General features: G+C 64.5%; 17 protein-coding genes. 8 read left to right on the top strand and 9 right to left on the bottom strand.

What is annotated here, in order from left to right:
* The first annotated feature begins 50 nt into the window (after positions 1-50).
* The 6 genes from mprF to ABQJ54_RS14280 all read left to right on the top strand — a co-directional run bounded on the left by mprF (position 51) and on the right by ABQJ54_RS14280 (position 7,094).
* Positions 51-2,744 (top strand): bifunctional lysylphosphatidylglycerol flippase/synthetase MprF, encoded by a 2,694-nt coding sequence (gene mprF / locus ABQJ54_RS14305; protein WP_367854991.1) that lies wholly within the window; start codon positions 51-53, stop codon positions 2,742-2,744.
* 26 nt (positions 2,745-2,770) lie between these two features.
* Positions 2,771-3,553 carry an AcvB/VirJ family lysyl-phosphatidylglycerol hydrolase gene (locus ABQJ54_RS14300; protein WP_367854990.1) on the top strand — a complete coding sequence of 261 codons (783 nt, stop codon included), beginning with the start codon at positions 2,771-2,773 and terminating at the stop codon, positions 3,551-3,553.
* 56 nt (positions 3,554-3,609) lie between these two features.
* Positions 3,610-3,951 carry a carboxymuconolactone decarboxylase family protein gene (locus ABQJ54_RS14295; RefSeq protein ID WP_367854989.1) on the top strand — a complete coding sequence of 114 codons (342 nt, stop codon included), beginning with the start codon at positions 3,610-3,612 and terminating at the stop codon, positions 3,949-3,951.
* A gap of 48 nt (positions 3,952-3,999) precedes the next feature.
* Positions 4,000-5,070, top strand: coding sequence for a class I SAM-dependent methyltransferase (locus ABQJ54_RS14290; RefSeq protein ID WP_367854988.1), 1,071 nt, complete (start codon positions 4,000-4,002; stop codon positions 5,068-5,070).
* A complete protein-coding gene (locus ABQJ54_RS14285; RefSeq protein WP_367854987.1) occupies positions 5,067-5,786 on the top strand; it encodes a pseudouridine synthase in 720 nt (239 codons plus the stop codon). The genes ABQJ54_RS14290 and ABQJ54_RS14285 overlap by 4 nt, the downstream gene beginning before the upstream one ends.
* 201 nt (positions 5,787-5,987) lie before the next feature.
* Entirely contained in the window at positions 5,988-7,094 is a 1,107-nt protein-coding gene (locus tag ABQJ54_RS14280) for a site-specific integrase (protein ID WP_367854986.1), read from the top strand.
* A 62-nt stretch (positions 7,095-7,156) separates the two neighbouring features.
* On the opposite strand, the gene ABQJ54_RS14275 is transcribed toward ABQJ54_RS14280, so the two are convergent.
* A complete protein-coding gene (locus ABQJ54_RS14275) occupies positions 7,157-7,402 on the bottom strand; it encodes a hypothetical protein (protein ID WP_367854985.1) in 246 nt (81 codons plus the stop codon).
* Positions 7,403-7,947: 545 nt separating this feature from the next.
* On the opposite strand from ABQJ54_RS14275, the gene ABQJ54_RS14270 reads away from it, so the two are divergent.
* Positions 7,948-8,358 (top strand): DoxX family protein, encoded by a 411-nt coding sequence (locus ABQJ54_RS14270; RefSeq protein ID WP_367854984.1) that lies wholly within the window; start codon positions 7,948-7,950, stop codon positions 8,356-8,358.
* Between the two features lie 311 nt (positions 8,359-8,669).
* On the opposite strand, the gene ABQJ54_RS14265 is transcribed toward ABQJ54_RS14270, so the two are convergent.
* The 7 genes from ABQJ54_RS14265 to ABQJ54_RS14235 are packed head-to-tail and all read right to left on the bottom strand — an operon-like array spanning position 8,670 to position 12,228.
* Positions 8,670-9,374 carry a metallophosphoesterase family protein gene (locus tag ABQJ54_RS14265; protein ID WP_367854983.1) on the bottom strand — a complete coding sequence of 235 codons (705 nt, stop codon included), beginning with the start codon at positions 9,372-9,374 and terminating at the stop codon, positions 8,670-8,672.
* Positions 9,371-9,850, bottom strand: coding sequence for a hypothetical protein (locus ABQJ54_RS14260; RefSeq protein WP_367854982.1), 480 nt, complete (start codon positions 9,848-9,850; stop codon positions 9,371-9,373). The genes ABQJ54_RS14265 and ABQJ54_RS14260 overlap by 4 nt, the downstream gene beginning before the upstream one ends.
* Complete coding sequence (locus ABQJ54_RS14255; RefSeq protein ID WP_367854981.1) at positions 9,847-10,554, bottom strand: HAD domain-containing protein; 708 nt, start codon at positions 10,552-10,554, stop codon at positions 9,847-9,849. Before ABQJ54_RS14255 ends, ABQJ54_RS14260 begins: the two co-directional genes overlap by 4 nt.
* Positions 10,555-10,557: 3 nt before the next feature.
* Positions 10,558-10,923 carry a hypothetical protein gene (locus ABQJ54_RS14250; protein WP_367854980.1) on the bottom strand — a complete coding sequence of 122 codons (366 nt, stop codon included), beginning with the start codon at positions 10,921-10,923 and terminating at the stop codon, positions 10,558-10,560.
* On the bottom strand, positions 10,920-11,411 hold the full coding sequence (locus tag ABQJ54_RS14245) for an HAD domain-containing protein (protein WP_367854979.1): 492 nt from the start codon (positions 11,409-11,411) through the stop codon (positions 10,920-10,922). Before ABQJ54_RS14245 ends, ABQJ54_RS14250 begins: the two co-directional genes overlap by 4 nt.
* Positions 11,408-11,890 (bottom strand): hypothetical protein, encoded by a 483-nt coding sequence (locus ABQJ54_RS14240; protein WP_367854978.1) that lies wholly within the window; start codon positions 11,888-11,890, stop codon positions 11,408-11,410. The genes ABQJ54_RS14245 and ABQJ54_RS14240 overlap by 4 nt, the downstream gene beginning before the upstream one ends.
* Positions 11,887-12,228 carry a hypothetical protein gene (locus ABQJ54_RS14235; RefSeq protein ID WP_367854977.1) on the bottom strand — a complete coding sequence of 114 codons (342 nt, stop codon included), beginning with the start codon at positions 12,226-12,228 and terminating at the stop codon, positions 11,887-11,889. Before ABQJ54_RS14235 ends, ABQJ54_RS14240 begins: the two co-directional genes overlap by 4 nt.
* Before the next feature lie 78 nt (positions 12,229-12,306).
* Between ABQJ54_RS14235 and ABQJ54_RS14230 the strand changes: the two genes are divergently transcribed.
* Positions 12,307-12,558: a helix-turn-helix domain-containing protein gene (locus ABQJ54_RS14230; RefSeq protein WP_367854976.1), complete on the top strand. Its 252-nt coding sequence runs from the start codon at positions 12,307-12,309 to the stop codon at positions 12,556-12,558.
* Between the two features lie 268 nt (positions 12,559-12,826).
* Here ABQJ54_RS14230 and ABQJ54_RS14225 read toward each other — a convergent pair whose 3' ends face one another.
* Positions 12,827-13,543, bottom strand: a complete 717-nt coding sequence (locus ABQJ54_RS14225) for a Crp/Fnr family transcriptional regulator (protein ID WP_367854975.1) — start codon at positions 13,541-13,543, stop codon at positions 12,827-12,829.
* Positions 13,544-13,648 lie beyond the last annotated feature (105 nt).

The following is a 13,648-nucleotide window of genomic DNA, read 5'->3' as shown; positions in this document are numbered from 1 at the left end:
CGGCTTCGCCGGCCAGTCGCTTGGGTGATCGACCGGCAGGCGATCCATCCGTGAATCGAGTCATCGGGCTGTTTCTCGACAGCCTGCCAGGTACCTCCCAGGGAAACGAGCGTCGCGTGGAGCAGGAAAAAGTCGAGCAGGTGCCACGCACGGATGATGCCCTGAACCCGCCCAGCCAGCGGGCAGTGCTGTTGCGCCGGGTCGCCGGACCGCTGCTGTCGGTGGGCCTGCTGGTGCTGGCGCTGTGGGGGCTGCGCCAGTTTGCGCGCCATGTCACCTATCACGAGATCCGCGAGTACGTGGCCAGCGTGTCGCGCGCACGGTTGCTGCTGGCGATCGTGCTGACCACGCTGGGTTTCGGCGTGATGTCGCTGTACGACCGCTTCGGCCTCAAGTCCATCGGCAGGTCGCTGCCGTGGCGGCGGGTCACCCTGATCTCCTTCATCAGCTATGCCTTCAGCAACGCGGTGGGCATGTCGTTCCTGGTGTCGGGTTCGATCCGCTACCGCTTCTACCTGCAGAACGGCCTTTCCACCACCGAGATCGCCAAGCTGGTGCTGTATTGCACGCTGAGCTTCTGGCTGGGCCTGCTGGCGTTGACTGGCGTGACCCTGCTGGTGGAGCCGTTGCCCGCGCTCGTGCAGGTAGGCGAATGGCAGCTCCATATGGGCTACTGGCGGATTCCGCTGGCCGTCGCGCTCGCGGCGGTGCCGCTGGCGTGGGTGCTCGGCGGCTTCATCCGCAAGCCGATCAGGCTGTGGCGCTGGCGCGTGCTGCTGCCGCGGCCGCTGTCGGCCTTGCGCCAGGTGCTGGTAGGCGCGCTGGACTGGTGGCTGGCGGCGGCGGCGATGTACGTACTGATGCCGGACAGTCTGCACGCCAGCTTCGGGCATTTCCTGGCGATCTTCGTGATCGCGCAGATCGCAGGCCTGATCAGCCACGTGCCGGGTGGCCTCGGCGTGTTCGAGACGATGCTGCTGGCCTGTTTCCACGCCACCAACGACAAACACCTGACCGCGCCCATCATCGGCGCGCTGGCGATGTTCCGCGTCGTCTACTACCTGATGCCGCTGTGCGCGGCGACCATGCTGGTGCTGCAGCGCGAGGCGCGCGGTTTCCGCAAGCAGTCGCTGTGGTCGCCGTGGTTCAGCGGCCTGCTGCCGTCGTTCTTCGCGGGGCTGACCCTGGTGTCGGGCGCGGTGCTGCTGTTCTCCGGCGCCACGCGGGCGTTGCCGGAGCGCATGGATATCCTGCGCGACGTGCTGCCGCTGTCGGTGCTGGAGGTTTCGCATTTCATGGCCAGCGTGATCGGCATGCTGCTGCTGATCCTCGCGCGCGGCCTGCAGCGGCGGCTGGACGTGGCGTACTGGGCGACCCTGGTGCTGCTGGTGGTGGGTGCGGTGTTCTCGCTGCTCAAGGGCATCGACTACGAGGAAGCCTCGCTGCTGGCCCTGCTGGCGATGGCGCTGGCGCCGGCGCACCGGCTGTTCTACCGGCGCGCCTCGCTGTTCAGCACCAGCTTCTCGCTGGGCTGGATCGTGGCGATCCTCGCGGTGTTCGGCTGCGCCACCTGGCTGGTGATGTTCAGCTACAAGCACGTGGAGTACAGCAACAGCCTGTGGTGGGAATTCAGCTTTTACCAGGGTGGTGCCTCGCGCGCGCTGCGTTCGCTGGTGGGAGCGGCGGCGGCGGGCCTGCTGTTCGCGCTGGCAGCCCTGATCAAACCGCAGCGCCTGCGCCGCGCGCCGCCCAGCGAAACCGAGCTGGAGCGGGCATTGCCGCTGATCCGCCATTTCCATTCGGCGCAGGCGCACCTCGCGTTGATGGGCGACAAGCGCCTGATGTTCGACGCCGACGGCAAGGCCTTCCTGATGTACGACACCGAAGGCCGCAGCTGGGTCACCATGGGCGATCCGGTGGGCGAGGACGAGGACGCGCGGCGCGAGCTAGTGTGGAGCTTCCTCGAACAGTGCGAGCGCGCGGGCGGCTGGCCGGTGTTCTACCAGGTCAGCCCCGACGACCTGGACATGTACCTCGAAGTGGGCATGAACCTGCTGAAGATCGGCGAAGAGGCACGCGTGCGGCTGGAGGACTTCAACCTCGACGGCAAGTCGAAGAAGACCCTGCGCGGCACGATCAACAAGCTCGGCCGCGACGGCCTGCGGCTGGAGATCGTGCGGGCGGACGAGGTGGCGCCGCTGCTGCCGCGGCTGAAGGAGATTTCCGACGCCTGGCTGGCCGACAAGAACGCGCGCGAGAAACGCTTCTCGCTGGGCGCGTTCGACCCGCGCTACCTGGTGCGCACGCCGATGGCGCTGGTATGGCAGGGCGAGCAGATCGTGGCCTTCGCCAACCTGTTCCTCACCGAGACGAAGGAAGAGGCGTCGCTGGACCTGATGCGCTTCGTGCCCGAGGGACCCTCCGGCATCATGGACTACCTGTTCGTCGAGCTGATGCAGTGGGCGAAGCGGGAGGGCTACCGCTGGTTCAACCTCGGCATGGCGCCGCTGGCCGGCCTCACCAGCCGGCGCCAGGCGCCGCTGTGGAACCGTTTCGGCGCGCTGGTGTTCGGTCGCGGTGAACGCTTCTACAATTTCCAGGGCCTGCAACGCTACAAGGACAAGTTCGACCCCGAATGGGAGCCGCGTTACATGGCCGTACCGGGCGGCATCGCGCTGCCGATGATCCTTGCGAACGTGGCCAGCCTGATTTCCGGTGGCCTCACCGGGGTAGTGCGTCGATGAGCATGTCGAAACGAGGAAAGCGGATCATGTGGGCTGGTATCGGTGCGTGCGTGCTTGGGCTGGCCCTGATCTGGACGCCGTTTTCCAGACCGAGCCTGGAGCAGTCCACCATCGTGCTCACGCCCGCGGCCGGCGTGCAGGCGCCGGCGGGCAAGGACGACGTGCTCACCATCCTGTACTCCGGCGACGGCGGCTGGGCCGACCTCGACAAGCAGCTCGGCAACGCCTTCGTGGCGCGCGGCGTCCCGGTGCTGGGCATCAACGTGTTCAAGTATTTCTGGCGCAACCGCTCGCCCGACGTGGCAGCTCAGCAGCTCGACGCGCTGATGACGAAGTACCTGGACCAGTGGCACAAGCAGCGCGTCTGGCTGGTGGGCTTCTCCTTCGGCGCCGACGTGCTGCCGACCATCATCGACAAGCTCAGCCCCGCCAACCGCGCGCGGATCACCCAGCTGGTGCTGCTCTCGCCCAGCCGCGACACCAGCTTCGAGATCCAGTTCGAGGGCTACATGATCACGCAGGGCCGCTTCAAGGCCTTCGTGAAGACCGTGCTGGAGAAGTTCAACAAGGTGCCGCACTACGACGCGCTGCCGCCGGTGCAGGCGCTCAAGCGGCAGTTCCCGGTGGTCTGCTACTACGGCAAGGACGACGCCGACGACAGCCTGTGCACCGATCCCGGCCTGCCGGCATGGGTGCAGGTGCACGCCAAGAACGGCGACCACCATTTCGAGGGCGGCTACCAGCCGCTGACGGCGCAGATGGTCGACGAGCTGCCGGCGCAGGCAGCGGGCAACCACACGGGCCATTGACGCCATCCGCGCGACACTCGCTGCCCCGTCGCACCGCACGGGACAGGAGGCACGTCATGCTCGACTGGCTGGCATACCGCAAAGAACTGCTCGCGCGCATCGGCGAGATCGGCAAACTCAGCCCCGGCACGCTCGCCGGCTACCAGACCCTGTCCAAGGCGGGGGGCGAGACCAACCACCTGGACGCCAAGACCCGCGAGCTGATCTCGCTGGCCGTGGCGGTCACCACCCGCTGCGATGGCTGCATCACCGTGCACACGGGCGAGGCGCTGAAGCACGGCGCCACGCGCGAGGAGATTGCCGAGGCCCTGGGCGTGGCGGTGGCGATGAATGCCGGTGCCGCGCTGGTCTACTCGGCCCGCGTCATGGATGCGGTGAGTGCGCACGGCGCTGCCTGATCGCAGCCTACAATACGCGGCGACTCCCTCGATCGATCCGGACCTGATGTGAGTGCTGGCGGTTTTTCCGCGGCCGCGCCCGAGATGGCGCTGGCCACGCTGTGCGTGCCCTTCGATACCTCGGTGCTGCGGCTGCCGGCGAGTGGCCGTGCCTGGTTCCTGCGCGCCCGCGCCGACGTGCGCCTGCGCGAACTGGCGCAGCCCGGCTGGCTGTGCGGGCAGAGCTTCCTGCCGTTCGCCGACGAATTGGCACGCTGTGGCCTGCGCGTGGGCGAACCGGCCGGGGGCGAAACCTTCCCGCTCGTGCTGCTGCTGCCGCCGCGCCAGCGCGACGAGGCGCGCGCCCTGTTCGCCCGCGCGCTGGACCGGCTCGCGCCGGGCGGCACGCTGGTGGCGAGCATGGCCAAGGCCGAAGGCGCGAAGTCCGGCGAGGCGGACCTCGCGCGGCTGGCCGGTACGGTGGGCAGCCTGTCCAAGCATCATTGCCGGGTGTTCTGGACCACGCCGGAGCCGGACGCCATCGACCGCGCCTTGCAGGACGAATGGCGCGCGCTGGATGCGCCGCGCGAAACCGCCGACGGCTGGTGGAGCCGCCCCGGCCTGTTCGCCTGGGACCGCGTGGACCGCGCCTCCGCCTTGCTCGCCGCGCATTTCCCCGCCGACCTGGGGGGACGCGTGGCCGATCTCGGTGCGGGCTATGGCTACCTCGCCACGCAGCTGATCGCACGCTGCCCGGGCATCGCGGCGCTGGACCTGTACGAGGCGGAGGCGCGTGCGCTGGAACCGGCGCGCCGCAACGTCGCGAACGCGTTGCACGCCGCAGGCCGCGACCTGCCGGTGGACGTGCACTGGCACGACGTCACCCGCGGCCTGCCGCAGCGCTACGACGCCATCGTCAGCAACCCGCCGTTCCACCTCGGTCGCGCCGACCTGCCGGAACTGGGTCGCGCCTTCATCACCAGCGCAGCCGACGCCCTGGCGGCATCCGGCCGCCTGCTGATCGTGGCGAACCGCCACCTGCCTTACGAAGCCCTGCTCGCCGCGCGCTTCGCCGACGTGCGGCAGCTCGCCATGCAGGACGGCTTCAAGGTGATCGAGGCCAGGAGCCCGCGCGCGTGAAACTGGTCAAGCTGATCGCCAACCTCGGCTACGGCAGCCGCAAGGACGTGGCTTGGATGTTCCGCGAGGGCCGCATCACCGGCGCCGACGGCGAAGTGCTGTATGCCGACGACAAGGTGGAACACGCGCAAATCTTCATCGACGGCGAGCCGCTCGACCCCCCGCCAGGCCTGGTGCTGATGATGCACAAGCCGCTGGGCGTCACCTGCTCGCGCAAGGATCCCGGCCGCGTGGTCTACGACCTGCTGCCGCCGCGCTACCGCATCCGCGAACCCGCGCTCTCCACTGTGGGCCGGCTCGACCGCGACACCTCGGGCCTGCTGCTGCTCACCGACGACGGCGCGCTGCTGCACCGGATCATTTCGCCCAGGGCCAACGTGGCCAAGGTCTACGAGGCCACCCTGGCCGAAGACCTGCGCGGTGGCGAGGCCGCGCTGTTCGCCAGCGGCACGCTGCTGCTGGAATCGGAGACCACGCCGCTCGCCCCCGCCACACTTGAAGTGCTGGGCCCGCGTCACGCCCGCCTCACCGTCACCGAAGGCCGCTACCACCAGGTGCGCCGCATGTTCGCCGCCACCGGCAACCACGTGGAAACCCTGCGGCGCGTGGCGATCGGTGCGCTTGCCCTGGGCGAACTGGCGCCAGGTGCCTGGTGCGCGCTCGACGCGGAGGAGGTCGAGCGGATCTTCGCCACGATGCCCGCATCGCCGGCGTAGCGGACGGAAAACGAAAAGCCCGGGAAGCTTGAAGCTTCCCGGGCTTTTGTCTGGAATGTTTGGTGGAGCGGAGGAGGATCGAACTCCCGACATTCGCATTGCGAATGCAAATTTCAATCTTTATAAAACAATAAGTTATGAATTAATATTGCTTTTATGGGAGGATTTTGGGAGGATTCGTGACGGTGACGGGAGGCTTTCATGGCTTGGTTTGAAAAGCGTGGTGCGTGTCAGTGGCGGGTGGTGATCGCTCGACGAGGATACCCGCGACAATCCAAGACCTTCACCACCAAGGCTGAGGCCGAAGCGTGGGCGAAGATGATCGAGTCGGAAATGGCGCGGGGCGTCTGGATCGATCGCAGTGAAGCCGAGTCCACCACGCTGCGGGAGCTTCTCGACCGATATGAGCGTGAAGTGGTGCCAGGCAAGCGTGGAGCCGTGCAGGAATGCTCCGTGCTTGCGACTTGGCGCGACACGCCGCTGGCAGTCCGAACCGTTGCGACGATCCGGGGCGCCGATGTAGCGGCATTGCGGGACAAGTGGCTGAAGGATTATGCACCAGCCACCGTGCTGCGCCGCCTTGCCGTGCTCTCCCATGTCTTCAACGTGGCCAGGAAGGAATGGGGCATGGAGAGTCTGGCGAATCCTGTTGAGCTCGTGCGCAAGCCTTCACCGAACAATGCGCGTACCCGCCGAATCGTCACAGCGTCTCCGTCAACCGGCCGCAGCCGCGGTCGCACACAAGATGAGCTTGCGCTCGTCGTAGAGGCCAGCGAGTCGCCCATGCTGCCCGCTCTCGTTACCTTGGCCGTTGAGACGGCGATGCGGCGCGGAGAGATTGCGGCCTTGCGTTGGGAGCATGTCGACCTTGAGCGGTGTGTGGCCCATCTCCCAGAAACGAAGAATGGCAACAGTCGTGATGTACCGCTTTCGCCTGCAGCCGTCTCCGCTCTGGTTGCGCTACTGCCCGAGCAACCAGCAAAGCGTCGCAAAGTCCAGGCAGTGCCCAGTGAGCTGCGGGGTCGGGTCTTTGCCGTGCGCCCTGATGGCATTACGCAGGCTTTCGACAGGGCGCAGCACCGTGCACGTGCCGTTTACGAAGCCAAATGCACGCGCGAGGGCCTACCCATCGATCCGGACTTCTTGAACGACCTGCGCTTTCATGACCTACGACATGAAGCGACATCGAGGCTGGCGGGAAAATTTCAGCTTCACGAGCTGGCCAAGATCACCGGGCACCGCGATACAAGAATGTTACTGCGCTACTACCATCCGGATGCCGCAGATCTCGCCAAGAGGCTGCGCTGAGCCGCCATCAAAGGCAGGCTTGACGGATACGGGACAAGGCGCTCAGCGGGCCTACTGCAAGACTACTTTGGATCAGGCACGTATCGATGTCGGCCCGTCTGGATGAACAGCTCGGCAAAAGTCACCCAGTCGTGCAGGTAAACAAATTCAGTAGGCCCATCCTTGCCTGCGAGAGAGGATGAGCCGGCTGCGCTGTCTTCCGAGAACTCGTAGAACGGCAGTCGCTGGATGTCCGCCTTGCGCACGACACGCGTTCCTCTCAACTCAACGACCTCCAGTCCAAAGTAGATGCGCCTGCACTCGGTCATGGAAGGCACTCTCTGGTCGCCGTGCGCACGCTGTTGGTCGGCATCGCCGTCGTCTTGCGGCTTCTTCCGTTCGACTCGGTGTCCATGCGTGGGAGGTCGCACATGTTGAATCAGCTTTCCGTCCAGTCCAACACTACGGCCACTTCGTGACCCTGGAGGGGTTCACCGTGCAATGCGTCCGCGTCGAGGTATACGCCGCAGCCTGCAAAACGCCAGCCACCTGCCCACGTTTGGCACAACAACTGAACAGCTTCGCCAGCGAAACTGACCACGGCCGGCGGCGACGCAGGCATGATTGCCATCGCATTGCCTATTCCCGGCGTCGAGCCTTACCACCACCAGGGGAACTGGCAACGCTCGTCAGCAGCGCGGGTCGACCGGCCACCTTCAGCCAAATCCGGCCGTTGATTAAGCATGCCTTGATCGCCGGTAAGCGGTCACTGGATCTCAGGGTAGAATGCCGTCCAGGCGTATGGTGAACAGCCCTGGCGAGCTCGCGGCAGTTAGGGGAGCCTGGGAAAACCGAATTCGGGGGGTAACGCTTGATGAATGCATCGAAGTTGCTGGTGATTGCGGGTTGGGTGATCACGGTTGCGGTCATAGCCTTCATGCTGCGGGACATCAGCCCGGACCTTCAGCAGGCGCCTTGGGCTGTGAAAGCAAACGCCAGCTTGGGCGTGCCTGGCAACGTGGTGCTGGCAATCGGCATCTTGGGGCTTGTGTCCACGCTCGTTTACGCCCTGCCGCAGACATCGACCCTGGGCGCTATCCTGCTGACAGGATTCCTCGGCGGAGCAATCGTGATCCATCTGCGGGTGAACGGCGGCATCTTCGACATGGGGGAGAATGCGCTTGTCGGCGTGCTCGCCTGGGGTGGCCTCTGGCTGCGCGCCCCCCGCCTGCGGGCCGTTCTTCCGATCAGGCGCCGCCAGCCCACCGCGATGGCGGGTTCATGACGGTGTGACATCTGCGCAAGGTCTGCAACGGGTCGGTTGCTGCCCGTCGGTTGTTCCCGACCGACACACCTCGGCCGATGGTCAGCTGGTTGCCGATACCGGTCAAGTTCTGTGCCGGCCTTGGGCAACTGTGTCGGCGATGCGTGGTCAGTTCGCTGGCAATACGCAGCAGCCCATACCAACCCAGCCCGAAGGGACGATTGGCCGCTCCGTCAAGGCCGTAATCTTGTCGTAACCACGCTCGAAATGAGGCGTGACCACGCGCGCTTCGGTCGGATACCTCTGCAATCGGGAAATCAGCTCGCCGACGTTCATAGGTCCTCTCCAACATTCGTTGTGCGTACGATGTTTCCCAGCTCATCGCGGATTGCGCAGTAGCCGACTGAGAACGGCCGGAAGCCGAGCCGTTGGGCCTCATCCTCGCCATACTCGACGTGCTCATGGTGGTGGCCGTGATAGGCCATCCGCGTGCCAAGGCTGAACGCCAGCTCGTCGATCGCGCGAAAGCCATGCGAGTGGCAGCTCGGAGCTTCGTGGCTGACCAGCACGTCCGCTTTCTCCTGCAGGAGCGCCTTGCAGTCGCTTGGGAAGATGCTGCTGCGGTGTTTGCGCGGCAAGCCACCACGCCAGCGGTTGCCCTTGCCGCACTGGGCAAGAAAGGCCTCCGCCGATGGATAACGTGGCTGGTAGGGTGGGGTCCAAACCTGACCGCGGAAGATCCCACCCAAGCCCGCGATGCGAACCCCGGCAACCTCGACCACACGACCGTGCAGATTGTGATCGGCCAAGGCCGAACCGAACAGGTTGTCGTAGTCGGCATCGCTGTCAGTATCGTGGTTGCCGTGAATCCACCAGACTTCCGTGCGATCGAGGATCGGGCGTAAGGCCACTTCCAGCGGCTCGGGCGTCTGCACGTCGCCCAGCAGCACGATGGCCGCTGGCCGGTGAGCAAGCACCGCCTCGATGATGTGCACGAAGCGACCGTGGGGATCCCCGCAGAAGAAGATGCGATTCACAACGAGCATCCCTGTTGGCTCAGCCAAGCGCCGCGCAAGGCCAAAGCATCCATGGCCGCATGGTGTCGCCGCGGTTGGTGTTTTGGATGATCGCGCCACCAACGTTCCCGGGCCGCGTCCAGTTCGAGGTGCAGCCACGTGATCGAGGGTCCCGGGCCCTCGGGTTCCGGTTCGTCCAAACCATCGAGCACGTACTGGCAGAGGGCGCGATCGTGTGGTGAGTCGTAGATGATGGTCGGGGCCGGGATCGATGCGAGAAACGTCCGCAGGCTCTTGGTGAGAAGGCGATCGGGCATGGCTGCCGTACCCCGTTCCAGCAGGGGATACACCACCGTTGCCACCCACGGCACGGGCTCAGCAGGCAAAGGATTGCGCTCGCCGTAGAACGCGTGATGGCCATCGTCGGAGACTAACGCGATCGACACCAGCTCGCTCGCCAGCACGTCCGCCCATTCCACATCGAGAAAGAGCTTCACAGCGAATCCAGCCAGTCCTGCAAGGCCTCTTGCACGCGTGGCTCTTTGAAGCCAATGGTCATCCAGCACCATCCGAGATGATGGTGCTGATCGCTTGGCCATTCCTTGAAGTCATCTTCCAGGGCAAACCATGTACTGGGCTTGCGCCATGCCACGTCGACTGCGATCTGCTCGTAGCGCGATAGGCGCCGTTCGCGATCTTCCACGGGCACGTGGTATGAACGGGTCTGCTGATCCCATGTCGCACCTACCACGCGCTGCTGCAGGCCAGGTTTGAGGTATACCAGCGCGCCGGGGCCGGTCTTGTTCTTCGCCCACGTTGTGGAAAGCACGATCTTCACCTGTGGGTAGGGTTCAAGCTGTGCTTCGAGCAGCGGCGCGAAGCGGAAAAGCGACTGCTCTGGAATTTCGAAGTGGCCATCTTCGGTCGGGTAAGGGTGCAGCACGCCGTCGAAGTCGAGATAGAGCACGGGCTCGTCGCGGCCGCCGTCCGCAGGAACATTGAGCGTCAGAGTGTCGAGCAGCTTCTGCATGGATTCCACGTTCCAGCCGCCCACGATCAAGTGCCGCACCGTCAGGATCGCGGTCGCGCCATCACCCTGGCCGAGCAGGAAGCTGATGCTTCGCTCGAACTCTGCGGCCGCCTCGGGACTTTCCTTGATCCTCGCCACGATGTGGAGGAGCAATTCGGGTTGCGGATTCATGGTTCACGCCAGGCAGTGATAGACCACGCCGTCGCGCGGTGCTTCCCAGAGCGGATCGGAGGCGATCGCGCGCGCCTTGCGCAAGGCGTACAGAAATTCCTTCCAATCCTCCGCGTAGGCATATCCGGGGAGATCTGTTGTGTGCGATCCCTTGTACCCCGCGAAGGCCTCGTACACCCGCTCGTTGTATGCACCAATGGTTCGCCAGGAGACATAGGGAAAATCCTCGATGATTGCACCACCGCCATCCTCCTCCCGCTGTGGCCTTGGTCGAGCGATCATCACGACCGGCACGTCGGCAGCGAGCTGATCGGGATCGAGATCCAGCCATGCCACGATGATCGTGTTCTTAAGGTTCGCTTGGTTCATCCCCACGCCTCCAGCTTCGCCTTCAGTTTTGCTTGGGCTCCTCCACCGCTCAATCCGACCAGTGGCGAGCACCCCACCACATGCTTCCGGTCATCGTCGGGCCAGCCTTCAAGGTCGTCGTCGATGGCGAGCCACTGTGTCGGCTGTCGCCGTTGCACGTCGCGTAGGATCTGCCGATAGCGGCTCGCGTAGCGCCACCAGAAACGTTCCTCCGAGTCCTTTCCGAAGTCGGAGTGCCACGTGGCGCCGATGACTCGCTCGCGCAGGCTCTTCGGAAGGCGTTTGAGCACCCATCCGTAACCCTTCAAGCGCACCCACGACGTGGATAGCACGATGCGCACGTCGGGGTAGGGTGCAAGCGCTTCGATCAGCACCGGCGAGTGCTCGAACAACTGGCCATGGCCGCGCAGGTACACCCGGCCCTGGTGATCCTGATACACCTCGTCCGAGTGCAGCACGCCGTCGAAATCCAGATAAATCACTCTCATGGGTCGACCACCAACACGAAGGCATGGCGCAACGCCTCGGCATCGACGCCTGCATGGTGGCGTCGCGCCAAGGCCTCGGGGTTGTTCTGGAAATACCGTTCCAACTCGTCCATCACGTCCTGACGGCTGACGTGCACCGGCATGTAGGGCGGGATTCCACCCTTGTCGCAGCCGAACCCCGCCAGCGTCTGGTTCAACTGAACCATGTCGATTGGGCCGCCGAAGTGGATGCGCGGGTTGTCGCAGGAGGCCACGAAGGCGCGCAATCGCTCGGTGAACACATGATCGGGAAGGGCCGAGTCACCGCGTTCCAGCAGCGGGTACACGAATTTCCGCACGAACGAGGAAGCGACCTCGGGCAGGGGATCGCGCTCCGCGTAGAAGCGCTTGCTGCCGTCGGCATTGACCAACGCTAGGCTCACCAGCTGGCGACTGGCGTCCGTCGCCCACTCCGTATCGAGGAAAAGCAGCTCGGTCACGAGATGCCTCCTCGGTCGGAGACTTCACTCATCTGCGCCAACGAGCCCGACTGCGCACCATCCTCAGGAAGTGCATGCAGAAAACGAAACGAAGCGTAGTTACTACGACGGAACTCCATGCCGGCCACGGTGAAGATGCTTTGGTCGCACGCGATCCGCTGGGTCGAGTCGCCGCCGAAGTCGAGGTCCAGCAGGCAGTCGAACAGGGAATCAGGGTCTTCCTCAGCCACCAGGTGGACGGTGTCTCGACCAAGGTAGCCGCACTCGGCGTCCTCCTTGGCGATGCCAGGGACGAGCACAAAGTCGCAGGCGTTTCCGGCGAACTTCCAGACCGCCATGAACCCCTCCTTTTTATTTCTAGGAAATAATTTCCTAAAAACACGCAGCCGCGCAAGTGCCGGGGCCTTTTTGGCATCATGGAGGGCATGGCTAAACCGGACGCTAGGCTTCACGCCCCCAACCCCACGTACTTGCGGGAGTTGTTGGAGCATGCTGGTCTGAGTCAGAGTGAGGCGGCCCGCCGATTGGGCATAAGCGATCGCACGATGCGGATGTACCTGGCTTACCCGGAGCGTCAGGACGGCCAAGGCAAGGTAGCCAGACGCGTCGAGTGCCCATACGCCATCCAGTACGCATTGGAGCAGCTTGCTTGTGGCCCCAAGTCGTAGAGTGAAGTGCACACGTCGGATTTCGGCGAGATATGCCGAGCCGGTGTGTCGCCTTGATGACCTCTGCCACTGCGGAGTGCAAATCTTCGGTGCTTAATGGAGCCGGGTGGCTTCAACCATCGCGTGCAGCGCCAAGGCCGTCGAAGGCCGCATTGGCAACGTTTTCACGCGTCGCAAAGCGAGTGCCGGCGAAGGGTGATTAGCGACCGTTATCGGGGGTAACCTGAGTGCGGATTTTTGGGCCAATCAAGCGGTTGACTATGGTTAGTCACGGTAGCGGTTGTGGAAGCAGGCGGTCGTACTCTTTCTTGACCACGGCGTAGCATTCGCAGGTGCGCCGTTCGAGTCCGGCGCGATCAATGACCGTGATGTGGCCGCGCTGGTAGCGGATCAACCCGGCTTGCTGCAGGTTGCCGGCGGCTTCAGTGACGCCCTCGCGGCGCACGCCAAGCATGTTGGCGATCAGTTCTTGTGTCATCGCCAACTCTTCGGAATTCAGCCGATCCAGGCTCAGCAGCAGCCAGCGGCAGAGTTGCTGATCCAACGAGTGATGGCGGTTGCATACCGCCGTCTGGGACATCTGGGTTATCAGGGCTTGCGTGTAGCGCAGCAGCAAGTGGAGGGCGGGGCCGGCACGATTGAATTCCTGCAGCATCAGGTCCGACTTGAGGCGGAATCCCTGGCCAGCGCTCTGTACCAGTGCGCGGCTTGGCGTCGACTCGCCGCCCATGAACAGCGAGATGCCGACGATGCCTTCGTTGCCAACGACCGCGATCTCGGCGGAGGCGCCGTCTTCCATCACGTACAGCAGCGAGACGATCGAGGTCGTTGGAAAGTACACGTGGCTCAAGCGACTGCCAGACTCGTAGAGCACCTTGCCGAGTGGCATGTTCACGGGTTCGAGGTGCGGCAACCAGCGGCCCCATTCGGCTTGGGGCAGAGCAGCGAGAAGTCGATTCCGTCGCGGATCGGAAGCTTCAACCATGGCTTTCCTCTATCGTTCCGGAAGTGAATTTCAGCGTCCCTTGGCGACGCAACTATTGGTACGGCCAAGTATGCCACCGGAAGAGGCGACGCTGTTGACGCGGGC

This window comes from Rhodanobacter lycopersici, from assembly GCF_040812335.1.
GTDB lineage: Bacteria > Pseudomonadota > Gammaproteobacteria > Xanthomonadales > Rhodanobacteraceae > Rhodanobacter_A > Rhodanobacter_A lycopersici.
The sequence above is the reverse complement of the archived record's forward strand: the minus strand, read 5'-3'. Positions and strand labels throughout refer to the sequence as shown.

Coding starts and splice junctions, on each gene's coding strand:
- ABQJ54_RS14300 (WP_367854990.1), top strand. CDS start 2,771: ATGTGGGCTGGTATCGGTGCGTGCGTGCTTGGGCTGGCCCTGATCTGG.
- ABQJ54_RS14295 (WP_367854989.1), top strand. CDS start 3,610: ATGCTCGACTGGCTGGCATACCGCAAAGAACTGCTCGCGCGCATCGGC.
- ABQJ54_RS14280 (WP_367854986.1), top strand. CDS start 5,988: ATGGCTTGGTTTGAAAAGCGTGGTGCGTGTCAGTGGCGGGTGGTGATC.
- ABQJ54_RS14275 (WP_367854985.1), bottom strand. CDS start 7,402: ATGACCGAGTGCAGGCGCATCTACTTTGGACTGGAGGTCGTTGAGTTG.
- ABQJ54_RS14270 (WP_367854984.1), top strand. CDS start 7,948: ATGAATGCATCGAAGTTGCTGGTGATTGCGGGTTGGGTGATCACGGTT.
- ABQJ54_RS14255 (WP_367854981.1), bottom strand. CDS start 10,554: ATGAATCCGCAACCCGAATTGCTCCTCCACATCGTGGCGAGGATCAAG.
- ABQJ54_RS14250 (WP_367854980.1), bottom strand. CDS start 10,923: ATGAACCAAGCGAACCTTAAGAACACGATCATCGTGGCATGGCTGGAT.
- ABQJ54_RS14245 (WP_367854979.1), bottom strand. CDS start 11,411: ATGAGAGTGATTTATCTGGATTTCGACGGCGTGCTGCACTCGGACGAG.
- ABQJ54_RS14235 (WP_367854977.1), bottom strand. CDS start 12,228: ATGGCGGTCTGGAAGTTCGCCGGAAACGCCTGCGACTTTGTGCTCGTC.
- ABQJ54_RS14230 (WP_367854976.1), top strand. CDS start 12,307: ATGGAGGGCATGGCTAAACCGGACGCTAGGCTTCACGCCCCCAACCCC.
- ABQJ54_RS14225 (WP_367854975.1), bottom strand. CDS start 13,543: ATGGTTGAAGCTTCCGATCCGCGACGGAATCGACTTCTCGCTGCTCTG.